This is a genomic window from Amycolatopsis orientalis DSM 40040 = KCTC 9412, assembly GCF_000478275.1.
GTDB classification, from domain to species: domain Bacteria; phylum Actinomycetota; class Actinomycetes; order Mycobacteriales; family Pseudonocardiaceae; genus Amycolatopsis; species Amycolatopsis orientalis.
Map to the genome: position 1 here is coordinate 121144 of NZ_ASJB01000009.1, position 14195 is coordinate 135338.

At 69.1% G+C, this 14195-nt stretch carries 13 protein-coding genes; 2 read left to right on the forward strand and 11 right to left on the reverse strand.

Features of this window, described 5'->3' with window-relative positions; translation table 11 throughout:
- Window positions 1–71 precede the first annotated feature (71 nt).
- Complete coding sequence (locus L324_RS42665; protein WP_161780815.1) at window positions 72–713, forward strand: hypothetical protein; 642 nt, start codon at window positions 72–74, stop codon at window positions 711–713.
- 207 nt (window positions 714–920) lie between these two features.
- Here the strand turns inward: L324_RS42665 and L324_RS01840 are convergent, their stop codons facing one another.
- Genes L324_RS01840 through kdpF form a run of 6 tightly spaced genes read right to left on the reverse strand, consistent with a single transcriptional unit; the run spans window position 921 to window position 8726 of the window.
- Window positions 921–1622, reverse strand: a complete 702-nt coding sequence (locus L324_RS01840; protein ID WP_037303555.1) for a response regulator — start codon at window positions 1620–1622, stop codon at window positions 921–923.
- The gene (locus L324_RS01845; RefSeq protein ID WP_063624564.1) at window positions 1619–4204 is read right to left on the reverse strand and encodes a DUF4118 domain-containing protein; all 2586 of its coding nucleotides are present in this window, start codon (window positions 4202–4204) and stop codon (window positions 1619–1621) included. Before L324_RS01845 ends, L324_RS01840 begins: the two co-directional genes overlap by 4 nt.
- Window positions 4205–4209: 5 nt before the next feature.
- Window positions 4210–4821 (reverse strand): potassium-transporting ATPase subunit C, encoded by a 612-nt coding sequence (locus L324_RS01850; RefSeq protein WP_037303556.1) that lies wholly within the window; start codon window positions 4819–4821, stop codon window positions 4210–4212.
- A 5-nt stretch (window positions 4822–4826) separates the two neighbouring features.
- Window positions 4827–6920, reverse strand: coding sequence for a potassium-transporting ATPase subunit KdpB (gene kdpB / locus L324_RS01855; protein WP_037303557.1), 2094 nt, complete (start codon window positions 6918–6920; stop codon window positions 4827–4829).
- On the reverse strand, window positions 6917–8587 hold the full coding sequence (gene kdpA, locus L324_RS01860) for a potassium-transporting ATPase subunit KdpA (protein ID WP_037303558.1): 1671 nt from the start codon (window positions 8585–8587) through the stop codon (window positions 6917–6919). The genes kdpB and kdpA overlap by 4 nt, the downstream gene beginning before the upstream one ends.
- 37 nt (window positions 8588–8624) lie before the next feature.
- The gene (gene kdpF / locus L324_RS01865; protein ID WP_037303559.1) at window positions 8625–8726 is read right to left on the reverse strand and encodes a K(+)-transporting ATPase subunit F; all 102 of its coding nucleotides are present in this window, start codon (window positions 8724–8726) and stop codon (window positions 8625–8627) included.
- Window positions 8727–9066: 340 nt separating this feature from the next.
- Between kdpF and asnB the strand changes: the two genes are divergently transcribed.
- Window positions 9067–10899, forward strand: a complete 1833-nt coding sequence (asnB, locus tag L324_RS01870; protein ID WP_037303560.1) for an asparagine synthase (glutamine-hydrolyzing) — start codon at window positions 9067–9069, stop codon at window positions 10897–10899.
- A 42-nt stretch (window positions 10900–10941) separates the two neighbouring features.
- Here asnB and L324_RS43395 read toward each other — a convergent pair whose 3' ends face one another.
- The 5 genes from L324_RS43395 to L324_RS01890 are packed head-to-tail and all read right to left on the reverse strand — an operon-like array spanning window position 10942 to window position 13963.
- Window positions 10942–11169, reverse strand: coding sequence for a hypothetical protein (locus L324_RS43395; RefSeq protein ID WP_235783380.1), 228 nt, complete (start codon window positions 11167–11169; stop codon window positions 10942–10944).
- A complete protein-coding gene (locus tag L324_RS01875; RefSeq protein ID WP_235783381.1) occupies window positions 11150–11863 on the reverse strand; it encodes an ABC-2 membrane transporter-related protein in 714 nt (237 codons plus the stop codon). Before L324_RS01875 ends, L324_RS43395 begins: the two co-directional genes overlap by 20 nt.
- 28 nt (window positions 11864–11891) lie before the next feature.
- Entirely contained in the window at window positions 11892–12698 is an 807-nt protein-coding gene (locus tag L324_RS01880; RefSeq protein ID WP_037303561.1) for an ABC-2 membrane transporter-related protein, read from the reverse strand.
- A 9-nt stretch (window positions 12699–12707) separates the two neighbouring features.
- Window positions 12708–13571: an ABC transporter ATP-binding protein gene (locus L324_RS01885; protein ID WP_037303562.1), complete on the reverse strand. Its 864-nt coding sequence runs from the start codon at window positions 13569–13571 to the stop codon at window positions 12708–12710.
- Complete coding sequence (locus L324_RS01890) at window positions 13568–13963, reverse strand: GntR family transcriptional regulator (protein WP_037303563.1); 396 nt, start codon at window positions 13961–13963, stop codon at window positions 13568–13570. Before L324_RS01890 ends, L324_RS01885 begins: the two co-directional genes overlap by 4 nt.
- Between the last annotated feature and the right edge of the window lie 232 nt (window positions 13964–14195).

Genomic DNA, 14195 nt, shown 5'->3' on the forward strand with positions numbered 1-14195 from the left:
CGGGTCCCCACTTGGGCTACCTCACCCGGGTAGCCGAACTCCCCGAAGTCCCCCATCCGAGGAGCCAGCACATGCCCCGTCCCGACGGGTCTGATCCGAGCGCACGCGTGTCCGTGGCGCCCCCGCGCGGCGCCACCGGCAAGTTCAACCGCACCGGCTACGCCGTACTCGGCGTGAGCGGCCTCGTGGTGGCGACGGCCTTCGCCGCGATCGCCGAACTGGCGGGTCCTGGTGTCTCGGCCACCGCCGGTGGCACCGGCATCCCCGGCGGCCAGGGCACCCCCGCCGGCGTCCAGCTGGTCCCGGGCAACGCCGTCCCCGGCGGCCCGATGACCGTCAGCGGTTCGCCGACCCCCGGCGCGCCCTCCAGCTCGACGACGCCGCCGACCACGGTGACGTCGGTCGGCCCGGACGGCAAGGAGACGACCAGCATCGTCACTCCTCCTCCGCCGCCGCCTCCGCCGAACCCGGGCGGCGGGGAGCCGCCGCACACGGTCCTGCCGCCCACGACCCCGACGACTCCGAAGCCCACCACGCCGAAGCCGACGACGTCGAACCCGCCGACCACCACGACGCCGCCTGCCACCACGCCGACCTCTCCCACGGGTGAGACCCCGCCGGGCGGCGGCTCCAGCTCCAGCGGCGCCCCGAGCGAGTCGACTCCGGGCCGGTCCAGCACCTCGGGCACCGGTACGAGCACCCAGGCGCAGTAAGGCCCCCGCCGCACGCGCTGAAGGGCCCTTTCCCCACATCTCACGCGGCGAAGGGCCCTTTCACCACATCTCACGCGGCGAAGGGCCCTTTCACCACATCTCACGCGGCGAAGGGCCTTTCACCACATCTCACGCGGCGAAGGGCGCTTTCACCGCATGCGATGCGGGGAAAGCGCCCTTCAGCCCCGGCCGGACACGGACCGCGGTTCACATTTCGAAGCGGTACCCCATGCCCGGTTCCGTCAGCAGGTGCCGCGGCCGCGAGGGTTCCGGTTCCAGTTTCCGCCGCAGCTGCGCCAGGTACACCCGCAGGTAGTGCGACTCGGTCTCGTAGGTCGGTCCCCACACCTCGTGCAGCAGCTGTTTCTGCGCCACCAGCCTGCCCCGGTTGCGCACCAACAACTCCAGCACGCCCCATTCGGTCTTGGTGAGGTGCACTTCCTTGCCGTCGCGGCGGACCTTCTTCGCCGCCAGGTCGACGCGGAACGATCCGGTGTCCACCACCGCGTCCGCACCGTCCACACTGGACGTCGCCGAGCGCCGCACCGCCGCGCGCAGTCGCGCCAGTAGTTCGTCCATGCCGAACGGTTTGGTGACGTAGTCGTCGGCGCCCGCGTCGAGTGCCTGCACCTTGTCGGCGGAGTCGCCGCGCGCCGACAGCACGATGATCGGCACCGTCGTCCAGCCGCGCAGCCCGGCGATCACCTCGGTGCCGTCGAGATCGGGCAGGCCGAGGTCGAGGACGACGACGTCGGGTTTGGTCTCGGCGACGGCCTTCAGCGCGGCCGTCCCGTCGTGCGCGGTGATCACCTTGTAGCCGCGGGCGGAAAGGTTGATCCGCAGGGCTCGCACGATCTGCGGTTCGTCGTCGACGACCAGTACGGTCGCCGACGCGGTTTCGGCGCTCATCGCACTCGCTCCTCCTCTTCGTTTTCAAGGCCCTCGTCGTCGAAAGCGAGGAGGTTCTTTTCCGGATCCTGACCAACATATGCGGGCAGCGAGATGACGACGGTGAGCCCGCCGCCGGGCGTGTCCTCCGCCCGGATCCGCCCGCCCATCGCCTCGGTGAACCCCTTGGCGACCGACAGCCCCAGTCCTACCCCCGGCACGCTGTCGCGGTCTCCGCCCAGCCGCTGGAACGGCGCGAACGCCGAATCCGCGGTGCCCTTCTTGAGCCCGCGCCCGTGGTCGACGATACGCAGTTCGACGTGGTCGGAATGGGTGCTCGCGCGGGCCGAGACCGGCTCGCCGGACTTCCCGTGCCGCAGCGCGTTGTCGATCACGTTCGCCACGACCCGTTCCAGCAGGCCGGGATCGGCGCAGACCGACGGCAGCCGGGAGTCGATCGCGACCACGACCGACTCCGAGTTGTCCACATTGGACAGGGCGTGCGAGACGACCTCGTCGTAGCCGACCGGGCGCAGATGCGGCCGGACGGCGCCGGTCGCCAGGCGGGAGGAGTCGAGCAGGTTGTCGATCAGCCCGGCGAGCCGGTCGGCCGATTCTTCGATCGCTTCGAGCAGTTCGTCGGTGTCCTCTTCGGACAGTGAGATGTCGGTCGCGCGGAGGCTGCCGATGGACGCCTTGATCGACGTCAGCGGCGTGCGGAGGTCGTGCCCCACGGCCGAAAGCAGAGCCGTGCGCAGTTCGGTCGCCTCGGCCTTGCGCTCGGCGCGGACAGCGGCCTTCGCCGTCCGCTGCTGCCGGAGGGAAAGCAGTGCCTGCCCGGCGACGGCTTCCAGCACCCCGCGGTCGGACGCGGGCAGGGTGCGGCCGCGCAGGGTGAGATGGACGTCGGCGGTCACCGCGATGTCGGCGTCGGCCTGATCCGGATCGGCGCAGGGATCCGTCCCCGCGTTCGCGACCCGCTTCCATTTCCCGTCCCGCTTCTCCAGCAGGGTCACCGAAGTCATCCCGAAGTTCTCGCGGACCTTCTCCAGCAGCCGCTCGATCGGGTTGGTGTGCGTGAGCACGGTCCGCGCGTAGGACGCCAGCAGGGCCGCCTCCGTCCGTGCCCGTGCGGCCTGGGTGGCCCGCCGCGCGGCGGTGTCGACGACCGCCGCGACGAGGATCGCCACCAGGACCATCGCGACCAGGGTGATCACGTTCCGCGGCTCGTGGACGGTCAGCGTGTACAGCGGCGGGGTGAAGAAGAAGTTCAGCAGCCCCGCCGAGAACACCGCCGCCACCAGGGCGGGCCCGAGTCCGCCGACGAGCGCGACCAGCACCGTGGCGAGCACGTAGTCGACCACGTCGGTGGAGAAGTCGAGTTGATCCTTCAGCAGGACACCGATCAGCGTCGCCAGCGCCGGAAGGACCAGCGAAAGCGCCCAGCCGACCAGTCGTCGCGACGGTGTCAGCGGGCTCCGGCTGAACCGGGCGCGCAGCCGTCCGCCCGCCTGGGCGTGCGTGACCATGTGGACGTCGATGGGGCCGGATCGCTGGACCACGGCCGCGCCGATGCCCTCGTCGAACAGCCGCGCCACCCGGGACCGCCGTGAGGTCCCCACCACCAGCTGGGTGGCGTTCACTCCCCGCGCGAAATCGAGCAGCGCCGTCGGCACGTCGTCGCCGACGACGGTGTGGAAGGTCGCGCCGACCTCGTCGGCCAGCTTCCGGTACTTCCCGACCGCCGTCGGCCCCATCCCGGCCAGCCCGTCGCCGCGCAGGATGTGCAGCACCTGCAGTTCGGCGCCCGCGCGGTTCGCGATACGGCTCGCCCGGCGGATCAGCGTCTCGCTCTCCGGGCCGCCGGTGATGGACACGACCACCCGTTCGCGGGCTTCCCACGTGTCGGTGATCTTCTGCTCGGCCCGGTACCGCTGCAGGGCGACGTCCACCTGGTCGGCGACCCACAGCAGCGCGAGTTCCCGCAGCGCGGTGAGGTTGCCGGGCCGGAAGTAGTTGCCCAGCGCGGCGTCGATCCGCTCGGCCGGGTAGACGTTGCCGTGCGCCAGCCGCCGTCGCAGGGCCTCCGGGGTGATGTCGACCAGCTCCAGCTGCCCGGCCCGCCGCACAACCTCGTCCGGCACGGTCTCCTGCTGGGTGACGCCGGTGATCCGCTCGACGACGTCGTTGAGGCTCTGCAGATGCTGCACGTTGACCGTGGAGAGGACGTCGATCCCGGCGTCGAGCAGCTCGTCGATGTCCTGCCAGCGCTTCTCGTTGCGCGACCCCGGCACGTTGGTGTGGGCGAGTTCGTCGACCACGGCGACCTCGGGCGCGCGGGCGAGCAGCGCGTCGAGGTCCATCTCGTCGAATTCGTGGTCCCGGTGCGCGGACCGGCGGCGCGGCACGATCTCCAGGCCCTCGACGAGTTCCGCGGTCTTCCGGCGCCCGTGCGTCTCGACCAGGCCGATGACCACGTCGGTGCCCCGGTCGAGGCGGCGGCGCGCCTCACCGAGCATCGCGTACGTCTTCCCGACGCCCGGGGCCGCGCCGAGGTAGATCCTCAGCTCACCCCGGCGCGGCTTGGTCGTGTTCTCGTCCACGTCAGTCAGTGTGCTCCTCCGGCCGCGTCCCGCACGGCCAAGTTGACCTTCAGCACATTGACGCCCGGCACACCGATCCCGGCGCCGCCGGTGTTCTCGGCCACGAGCTGCCGGACCTTGTCCTCGGACAGGCCCGTGTTCCTGGCCACCCGCGCGATCTGGAGGTCGGCGTAGGCGACGCTGATCGACGGGTCCATCCCGGAGCTCGACGCCGTCACCGCGTCGGCGGGGACCTGCGACTCCTGGACACCTTCGCGGGCGGCGATCAGCTTCTTGCGCTCGCCGATCGCGGCGACCAGGTCCTCGTTGTACGTGCCCTTGTTCGAGGCGCCGGACGACGACGGATCGCCGGGGCCGAGCACGTCCTTCGACCCCGCGGACGGGCGGTTGTGGAACCACGGGTCCCTGGCCGGGTTGGCGGCCACCGGATCGACCCCGATCAGCGACGAGCCGACGGCCTGCCCGTTCTGCGTGACGATCGAGCCCTCGGCGTTGCCTTCGAGCCCGGGGACGCGGGCGATCGCCCAGACGCCCAGCGGATAGACGACACCCAGCAGGACGGTGAAGACGAGCAGGACACGAAGCCCGGCGAGGGTCTGCTTGAACAGCGGTTTCACTTCAGTCACCCGATTCCAGGGATGAGACGGACGAGCAGGTCGATCAGCCAGATCCCGAGGAACGGGCTGACGATGCCGCCGAGGCCGTAGACCAGCAGGTTCCGGCGCAGCAGCGCCGAGGCCGACGACGGCCTGTACCGGACGCCGCGCAGGGCGAGCGGGATCAGCCCGACGATGATCAGGGCGTTGAAGATGACCGCCGACAGGATCGCCGACTTCGGCGTGGCCAGCTGCATGATGTTGAGCGCGCCGAGCTGGGCGAAGATGCCGGTGAACATCGCGGGCAGGATGGCGAAGTACTTCGCGAGGTCGTTGGCCACGCTGAATGTGGTCAGCGCGCCACGGGTGATCAGCAGCTGCTTGCCGATCTCCACGATCTCGATCAGCTTCGTCGGGTCGGAGTCGAGGTCCACCATGTTCCCCGCCTCCTTGGCGGCGGAGGTCCCGGTGTTCATCGCGACGCCGACGTCGGACTGCGCCAGCGCGGGGGCGTCGTTGGTGCCGTCGCCGGTCATCGCGACCAGCCGCCCGCCCTCCTGCTCCTTGCGGATCAGCGCCATCTTGTCTTCGGGTTTGGCCTCGGCGAGGTAGTCGTCGACACCCGCGTCCTCGGCGATGGCCTTGGCCGTCAGCGGGTTGTCCCCGGTGATCATGACGGTTTTGATGCCCATCGCGCGGAGCTGGACGAAGCGTTCCTTCATCCCCGGTTTGACCACATCGGACAGCCGGATCACGCCGCGCACGAAGGCCTTCGCACCGTCGTACTCCGCGACCACCAGCGGGGTCCCGCCCTGCTGGCTGATCTCGTCGACGACGCGTTCGGTCTCGTCCGGCATGTCGCCGCCGCGGTCGCGGACCCATTCGCGGACGGCGGCCGTGGCGCCCTTACGGACCTGGCGCTCGCCGATGTCGATGCCGCTCATCCGGGTCTGTGCGGTGAACGCGACGAACTCCGCGAGCTTCTCGTCGTCGGACGCGGTCTCCGCGAGCCCGTGTTCCCTCGCGACGAGTTCGACGATGCTGCGCCCTTCCGGGGTGCCGTCGGCGAGGCTGGACAGCCGCGCCGCCTTGACGATGTCGTCCATAGTGGACGCACCGACCGGGATCAGCTCGGTCGCCTTGCGGTTGCCGAAGGTGATGGTGCCGGTCTTGTCCAGCAGCAGGGTCGAGACGTCGCCCGCGGCCTCCACCGCGCGGCCGCTGGTCGCGAGCACGTTGCGCTGCACCAGCCGGTCCATCCCGGCGATGCCGATCGCGGACAGCAGCGCGCCGATCGTCGTCGGGATCAGGCAGACCAGCAACGCGGTCAGCACGATCACGGACTGCTGGCTGCCCGAGTACCCCGCCATCGGTTGCAGGGCCACGACGGCGAGCAGGAAGATGATGGTGAGCGTCGACAGCAGGATCGTCAGCGCGATCTCGTTCGGCGTCTTCTGCCGGGAAGCGCCCTCCACCAAGGCGATCATGCGGTCCACAAAGGACTCGCCGGGTTTGGTGGTGATCTTCACGACGACGCGGTCCGAGAGCACCGTGGTGCCGCCGGTGACCGCGCACCGGTCGCCGCCCGACTCGCGGATGACCGGGGCGGATTCGCCGGTGATGGCCGATTCGTCGACGGTCGCGATGCCTTCGACGACGTCGCCGTCGCCGGGGATGACCTGCCCGGCTTCGACGACCACGAGATCGCCGACGCGCAGGTCGGCACCCGGCACGCTCTCCTCGTCGCCGTCCTCGGTGAGACGGCGCGCGATGGTCTCCTTCTTGCTGCGGCGCAGGGTTTCCGCCTGCGCCTTGCCCCGGCCCTCCGCGACCGCCTCGGCCAGGTTCGCGAACAGGACGGTGAACCACAGCCAGATGGTGATGAGGATGGTGAACACGCTCGGGTCGGTGATCGCGAAGACCGTGGTCAGCGCCGAGCCGATCCACACCACGAACATGACGGGGTTGCCGAGCTGGTGTTTGGGGTTGAGCTTGCGCAGCGCCTCCGGCAGCGAGGTCAGCAGCTGGCGGGGGCTGAAGATCCCCGCCCCGACCCGGCCGGTGTTCTCCACGTGGTGCTGCGTTGTCTCTTCAGGGGTGCGTTGCTCTGTGACGGTCATGCGAGTGCCTCTGCGATGGGCCCGAGCGCGAGCGCCGGGATGAAGGTGAGGGCCGCGACGAGCACGATCGTGCCCGCGAGCATCGTGCCGAACAGCGGTCCGGTGGTGGGCAGCGTGCCGGCGGTCTCCGGGACCTTCCGTTGCGAGGCAAGGGATCCCGCCAGGCACAGCACGGCGAGGATCGGGATGAACCGGCCGAGCAGCATGGCGACACCGAGCGAGGACTGGAACCAGTCGTTGGTGACGGTGATCCCGCCGAACGCGCTGCCGTTGTTGTTGCCCGCCGACGCGTAGGCGTAAAGCACCTCGGAAAGCCCATGGGCGCCAGGGTTGTTCAACGCGGCCAGGTTGCCGGAGTTCATCAGCGCGATCCCGGCGCCGAGCAGCACCACGGCAGGCATGGCGAGCATCGAGACCGCCGCGCAGGTGACCTCGCGTTTGCCGAGCTTCTTCCCCAGGTACTCCGGTGTCCGGCCGACCATCAGCCCGGCGAGGAACATCGCGATCACGGCCATCACGAGGATGCCGTAGAGACCGGTGCCCACCCCGCCCGGCGAGATCTCGCCCAGCAGCATGTTGAGCAGGGCTCCGCCGCCGCCGAGTCCGCTGTAGCTGTCGTGCATGCTGTTGACCGCGCCGGTGGACGTGCCGGTGGTGGCGTTGGCGAACAGCGAACTCAGGCCGATGCCGAACCGCTGTTCCTTGCCCTCGAGGTTCGCCCCGGCGGCCAGTGGCGCGGGCCCGCCCGCGTGGGCTTCGGCGAGCCAGGTCACCGCGAGCATCGCGGTGAACAGCCCGGCCATCACCGACAGCAGGACGTAACCCTGTTTGGTGTTGCCGACGAGCTTGCCGAAGGTCCGGGTGAGCGAGACCGGGATGACCAGGATCAGGAAGATCTCGATCAGGTTGGTCCAGGCGTTCGGGTTCTCGAACGGATGCGAGGAGTTGGCGTTGAAGATGCCGCCGCCGTTGGTGCCGAGTTCCTTGATCGCCTCCTGGCTCGCGGCCGGGGCGAGCGCGATCTTGCTCGTGCTCCCGTCCGGGTTGAGGACGTCGACGCCGCTCTTGAGGCTCTGGACGACGCCGAGCGCGATCAGCAGGAGCGCCGCCACGAACGCCATCGGCAGCAGGATCCGCATCGTGCCGCGGGTCAGGTCCACCCAGAAGTTGCCGAGGCGGTCGGTCTTCGAGCGGACGAATCCGCGCACCACCGCGACGGCGACCGCGAGCCCGACGGCGGCGGACAGGAAGTTCTGCACGGTCAGCCCGGCCATCTGCACGAAGTGACCCATGGTCGCTTCGGGGCTGTAGGACTGCCAGTTCGTGTTGGTCACGAAGCTGACGGCGGTGTTGAAGGCGACCGCCGGGGAGACCGCTTCCTTGCCGAGGCTCCACGGCAGGATCGGCTGAAGCCGCTGAAGCAGGTACAGGAAGACGACGGAGACGAACGAGAAGCCGATCACGGCGGACGCGTAGGTCTTCCAATGCTGTTCCGATCCGGGGTTCACCCGGAACAGGCGGTACAGGCCGCGTTCGACCTTGGTGTGCTTCTCCGTGGAGGACACAGAGAAGACGCGCGCCATGTAGTCGCCGAGTGGCCGGTAGACCACGGCGAGCGCGACGAGGAGGAGGCCGGCCTGCAGAAGGCCGGCCGTGGTGTCGGTCATTCCAGTCCCTCCGCGGGAACAAGTACGTCGGGACGCATCAGAATTTCTCCGGCCTGACCAGTGCGATGAACAAATAGACGATCAGCCCCAGCGCCAGCAGTCCGCCGACGACGTTGGCGGTGGTCCCCGTGCCGGTCACAGCTTCTCCAGACCGCGCAGGGTCAGGGCGAGAACCACGAATACGCCGATCAGGAGCACGGCGTAGAGCAAGTCGGCCACTAGGCACCTCTCAGGAAAGGTCACCCCATCGGCGACCAGGACCCCGCAACAGTGCGCTTGGTACAGACCATCGAGACCAGGGACTGATGGTGTCTTGATGCCCCGATCGGGTGCCTTTACGACTTCTTGATGCCCGGTGATGTGTCCCACAGCCTGTGACGTAGTGCGGACGGAGCGTGCAATTCGGGCAGACAACCGCGGCGAAGCGTGTTACACCGGTGTTACAGATAGTTGTATGTGCTAAGCAACAGGAGGTAGCGATGTGCGGAATCGCAGGGTGGGTCTCCTTCGGCACCGACCTGACGCAGCGCCGCGAGGTCATCGACGCGATGACCGAGACCATGGCCTGCCGGGGTCCTGACGACTCGGGCACCTGGGTCCGGCCGAACGTGGCGCTGGGCCACCGGCGGCTGGCGATCATCGACCTGCCGGGCGGCAGGCAGCCGATGGCCGAAGCCGGGCTGGCCGCGATGGTCTACAGCGGTGAGGCGTACAACTTCACCGAGTTGCGCGCGGAACTTTCCCGGCGGGGCCACAGGTTCGAGACCGACAGCGACACCGAGGTGGTGCTGCACGGCTACCTGGAGTGGGGCGACGAGGTCGTCGATCACCTCAACGGGATGTACGCCTTCGCGATCTGGGACGAGCGCGACGAGAAGCTCGTGATGATCCGCGACCGCATGGGCATCAAGCCGTTCTACTACTACCCGACCCCGGACGGCGTCCTCTTCGGTTCCGAGCCGAAGGCGATCCTCGCGAACCCCTTGGCGCGCAAGGTGGTCGACACCGACGGCCTGCGTGAGCTGATGGCCATGACCAAGGCCCCCGGCTGGTCGCTGTGGAAGGGCATGCACGAGGTCGGGCCGGGCACCATCGTCACCGTCGACCGCTCCGGGATCCGCACGCGGACCTACTGGAAGCTCGACGCGAAGCAGCACACCGACGACCAGGAGACCACGGTCGAACGGGTCCGTGAGCTGATGACCGACATCGTGCACCGCCAGCTGATCGCCGACGTGCCCCGCTGCGTCCTGCTGTCGGGCGGGCTCGACTCCAGCGCCGTCACCGGCCTCGCCGCGGCCCGGCTGGCCGAGCAGGGCGAACGACTGCGCACGTTCTCGGTCGATTTCCTCGGCCAGGAGGACAACTTCAAACCGGACGAGGTGCGGGACACCCCGGACTCGCCCTATATCCGCGATGTCGCGAATCTCGTCGGCTCCGCCCACCAGGACGTCGTGCTGAACCCGGCGGAGCTGAGCGATCCCGACGTCCGGCGCAAGGTGCTGACCGCCCGGGACATCCCGGCCGGGCTCGGCGACATGGACACCTCGTTGTACCTGCTGTTCAAGGCGATCCGGGCCGAATCCACGGTGGCGTTGTCCGGAGAGTCGGCCGACGAGGTGTTCGGCGGGTACCGCTGGTTCCACGACGAGGCCGCCGTGAACTCGGGGACCTTCCCCTGGCTCGCCTTCCGCATGGGGCTCACCGATGAGCGGGAAACCCTGCTGCGCGAGGACGTCCGGCAGAAGCTGGACCTTCCGGGCTACATCGCCGACCAGTACAGCTCCGCCGTTGCCCAGGTCGAGTATCTGGACGGCGAGAGCGAGCAGGACCGGAAGATGCGGACGGTCTGCAACCTCCACCTGACCCGGTTCGTGCGGATGCTGCTGGACCGCAAGGACCGGGCGTCGATGGCCGTCGGGCTCGAGGTGCGCGTGCCGTTCTGCGACCACCGGCTCGTCGAGTACGTCTACAACACGCCGTGGTCCTTGAAGACGTTCGACGGGAGGGAGAAGAGCCTGCTGCGGCACGCCACCGAGCACGTGCTGCCCGCGTCGGTGCGTGACCGGGTCAAGAGCCCGTATCCGTCCACTCAGGACCCCGGTTACGCGGCGGCGTTGCAGCAGCAGGTCAAGGAGGCACTGACCGAACGGGACAACCCGGTGTTCTCCCTGGTGGACCGCGACTGGCTGCACCGGGTGTCCGAAGTGGACCCGGTGACGATGTCCTCGGCCCAGCGCACCGGGCTCGACCGGGCGCTGGACCTCTACCACTGGTTCGACCTGTACTCCCCGGAGCTGCAGCTCGACTGAGTTCTTCCAGCACCGGAGGGATGGTCCGCCGCCGTCGCTTGCTCAGCGACGGCGGCGGACCGTTCCCCCTGCCGCGATGCCCCCGAGCACCGCCGTCGCGGCGAGCAGGATGCCCGCCTCGGTCCACTGGAACCGCCAGAACCGGGTGGCGGGCTGGTACACGGTGAAGTCGCGGTAGCCCGCTGCTTCGGCACAGGCGTTCATCCCCCTGCCGCGCGGGCATTCGGGCACGTCGTCCAGCAACCGCAGCTCACGCCCGTCCGGCGCCACCCGGCCCGCGTCGACGATCAGCCCGTCCCTGGGCGGACGGATCGGCGCCGATCGTGCGTACCGGTTCGGCGTAGTGCGGCCGCAGGATCAGCAGGGCGATCGAAGCCGCGACGAACACCCCGACCGTGATCGCGATGGCGGGCAAGGTCTTGCGCACCAGCACCCCGGCCGCGGTGCCGAGCGCGAAGGCGAACAGCCACCACGCCGCGGGCGCGATGCCGACGGCGCCGAAGTACGAGGTTTCGGCGAGCGTCTCCGCCTTGCCGGGGAAGATCTCCAGCCACCGGCCGAACATCTGCCCCGAGGCGAGCCCGGCCAGCGCCGCGCACAGGGCGAGGACACCGAACTTGACGCCCAGCCAGCGGCCGCGGCTCACCGACTGCGTCCAGGCCAGCTGATGGGTGTTGCGTTCGTACTCCCTGGCGAGCAGCGGCGCACCCCAGAAGACGCCCGCCAGCAACGGGACGAACGGCAGGATCACGATCATCGGGTAGATCGTCTGGTAGAGATCCTCCAGTCCGGCGTCGCGTTCGCGGCACGGCACGCCGCCCCCGTAGCAGTACGAGGAGATATGGCCGTTCGCCGCGTCGAGGGCGATCCGCCCGGACACGAGCAGGACCCCGCCGAGCACGGCCAGGAATCCCAGGGTGACGAGCAGCTGAGTACGGTGCTGCCGCCAGGTGAGCCAGAGCAAGGACTTGTCCCTTTCCAGGAGCGTCTTTCTAGGAGCGTCGCCGGATGGCGAAGGCCGCGGTGGCGGTGAGCAGGAGCGAGACGGCCAGCAGGATCGCGGCTTCGGTCCATTGGAAACGCCAGTAGAAGTCCTGCGGCAGGATCTTGAGCGCGGTGACCTCACCGGCGGCGTCCATGACCATCTCGACCACCCGGCCGCCGGGATCGTGCCCGGTGGGGCCCGCGCCGCCCAGGTCGACGAGTTTCGGTTCGGCGTAGAAGTCGCGGACGCTGGTGACGCCGATCATCAGGCCCACGGTCACCGCGATGGTGGCGGCGATGGCCGGGAGCGTCTTGCGGATGAGCGCGCCGGCGGCGGTGCCGAGGACGAACCCGAAGAGCCACCACGCGCCCGGTGCGACGCCGGTCATCGCGAACAGGACGGGATTGTCGAAGCGATTGGTGAAGTCCGTGTCCCCGCGATCGGTCGGGAAGACCTCCAGCCATCGCTGCATCATCGCGCCGAACGCGAGTCCGGCCAGCGTGGCGAGCACGGCGAGGAACCCCAGTTTCACGCCCAGCCAGCGGAACCGCGAGATCGACTGGGTCCAGACGAGTTTAGTGGTGCCCCGCTCGTATTCGACCGCGAGCAGCGGGGCGCCCCAGAACACCCCGATCGCGACCGGGACGACCTGCAGCCAGGACAGATAGGTGTAGAGGTCGGCGAAGTGCTTCGCCGGATTCGCGCTGTCCGCCGCGGTGTTCCCGTTGACCAGCAACAGGATCCCGACCACGACGAGGAGACCCGCGGTGACTGTCAGCTGCATGCGGTGCTGACGATAGGTGAGCCAGAACATCGTTCCCCCTTACGCCGAGGCCAGTGTCGGGCGCGGCAGGGCCGCGGAGTCGGGGCGCCGGAGGTAGGCGAGCACCAGCTGCTCCAGGTTCGCCGGCCGGTCGGTCCACTGTGGACCCAGTGGGACCGGGCCGGTGCGGGCGAAGACGGTCGCCTGCCTGCCCGCCCGGGTCTCGTCCACGAACGCGACGCGTCCGGCCAGCGCGTCGGCCTCGTCCGCCGGTCCGGAAAGGATCCGGTGCCCGGCGACGAGTTCGTCGATGTCGCCGCTGACCTGCACGCGGCCGCCGTTGAGGACGATCAGCCAGTCACAGGTGTTCTCCAGGTCGGAGACGACGTGGGAGGAGAGCAGAACGGTCATCCCGGTTTCGGCGACCGCTTCCATCAGCCCGCGCATGACCTCGTGGCGGGCCAGCGGATCGAGGTTCGCGAGCGGCTCGTCGAGCACCAGGAGATCCGGGCGTTTCGCGAGCGCGACGGTGAGCGCGACCTGCGCGCGCTGTCCGCCGGACAGCTTGCCGACCTTGTGTTTCAAGGGAAGCCCGAGCGAGTCGATGCGCTTGAGCGCGAACTCGTCGTCCCAGCCGGGGTTCAGGCGCCTGCCGAACTTGAGCATCTCGGCGATGCTGAAGCCGGGGTACAACGGTTTGTCCTGCGCCAGGAACGCGGCGGTGCCTTGGATCGAGACCGAGCCGAGCGTCGCGTCGAGCAGCCCGACCGCCAAGTGCAGGAAAGTCGTCTTGCCCGCGCCGTTGGGCCCGACGAGTGCGACGACGCGTCCTTTCGGGACGGCCAGGGAACAGTCGCGCAGCGCCCACTTGCGGCGGTAACGCTTGCCGAGGCCGGTGGCCTCGATGACGGGTTTCTCATTCACGCGGTTCGCTCCCCTCGAAAGCCATCGGCCACCACGGAGGTGAACAACGCCTCGACGTCTTCCTGGTCCAGTCCCGATTCCCGGGCGTCGCGGACCCAGCCGCCCAGGCTCTTCCGCAACCGCGCGTGCTCCGCGAACGAAGCGCCTCCGAGCGTCTTCTGCACGAAGGTGCCGAGACCCGGCCGCCCTTCGACGAGCCCTTCGCGCTCTAGCTCGCGGTAGGCCTTGAGGACGGTGTTGGGGTTGATCGCCAGCTCGGCGACCACTTCCTTCGCCGTCGGCAGCCGGTCGCCCGGCTCCAGCAAGCCCAGCCGGAGGGCGTGTTTGACCTGCTGGACGAGCTGGACGTAGGTGGCGACGCCCGACCCTTTGTCCAGGTGGAAGGTGACCACTGGCAACACCCTTTCACTAATTAAGTAGTGAAAGGGTGTAGGCAGCAGGGTGCCCTTGTCAAGGCGACGAACGCATTTCGTCCTCTGAATGCGGGAAACCTGGGCGTGGGCGAGCCGCACCCCGGCCCGCCCAGCCCTCCCCAGGACGTCGCCGAGAGACGGCGACGAGAAAAACCCCAGCCCCAGTCACGAAGAGCGCCAGGTCGACGGCACGAGGGCTCACGTCGAGCTG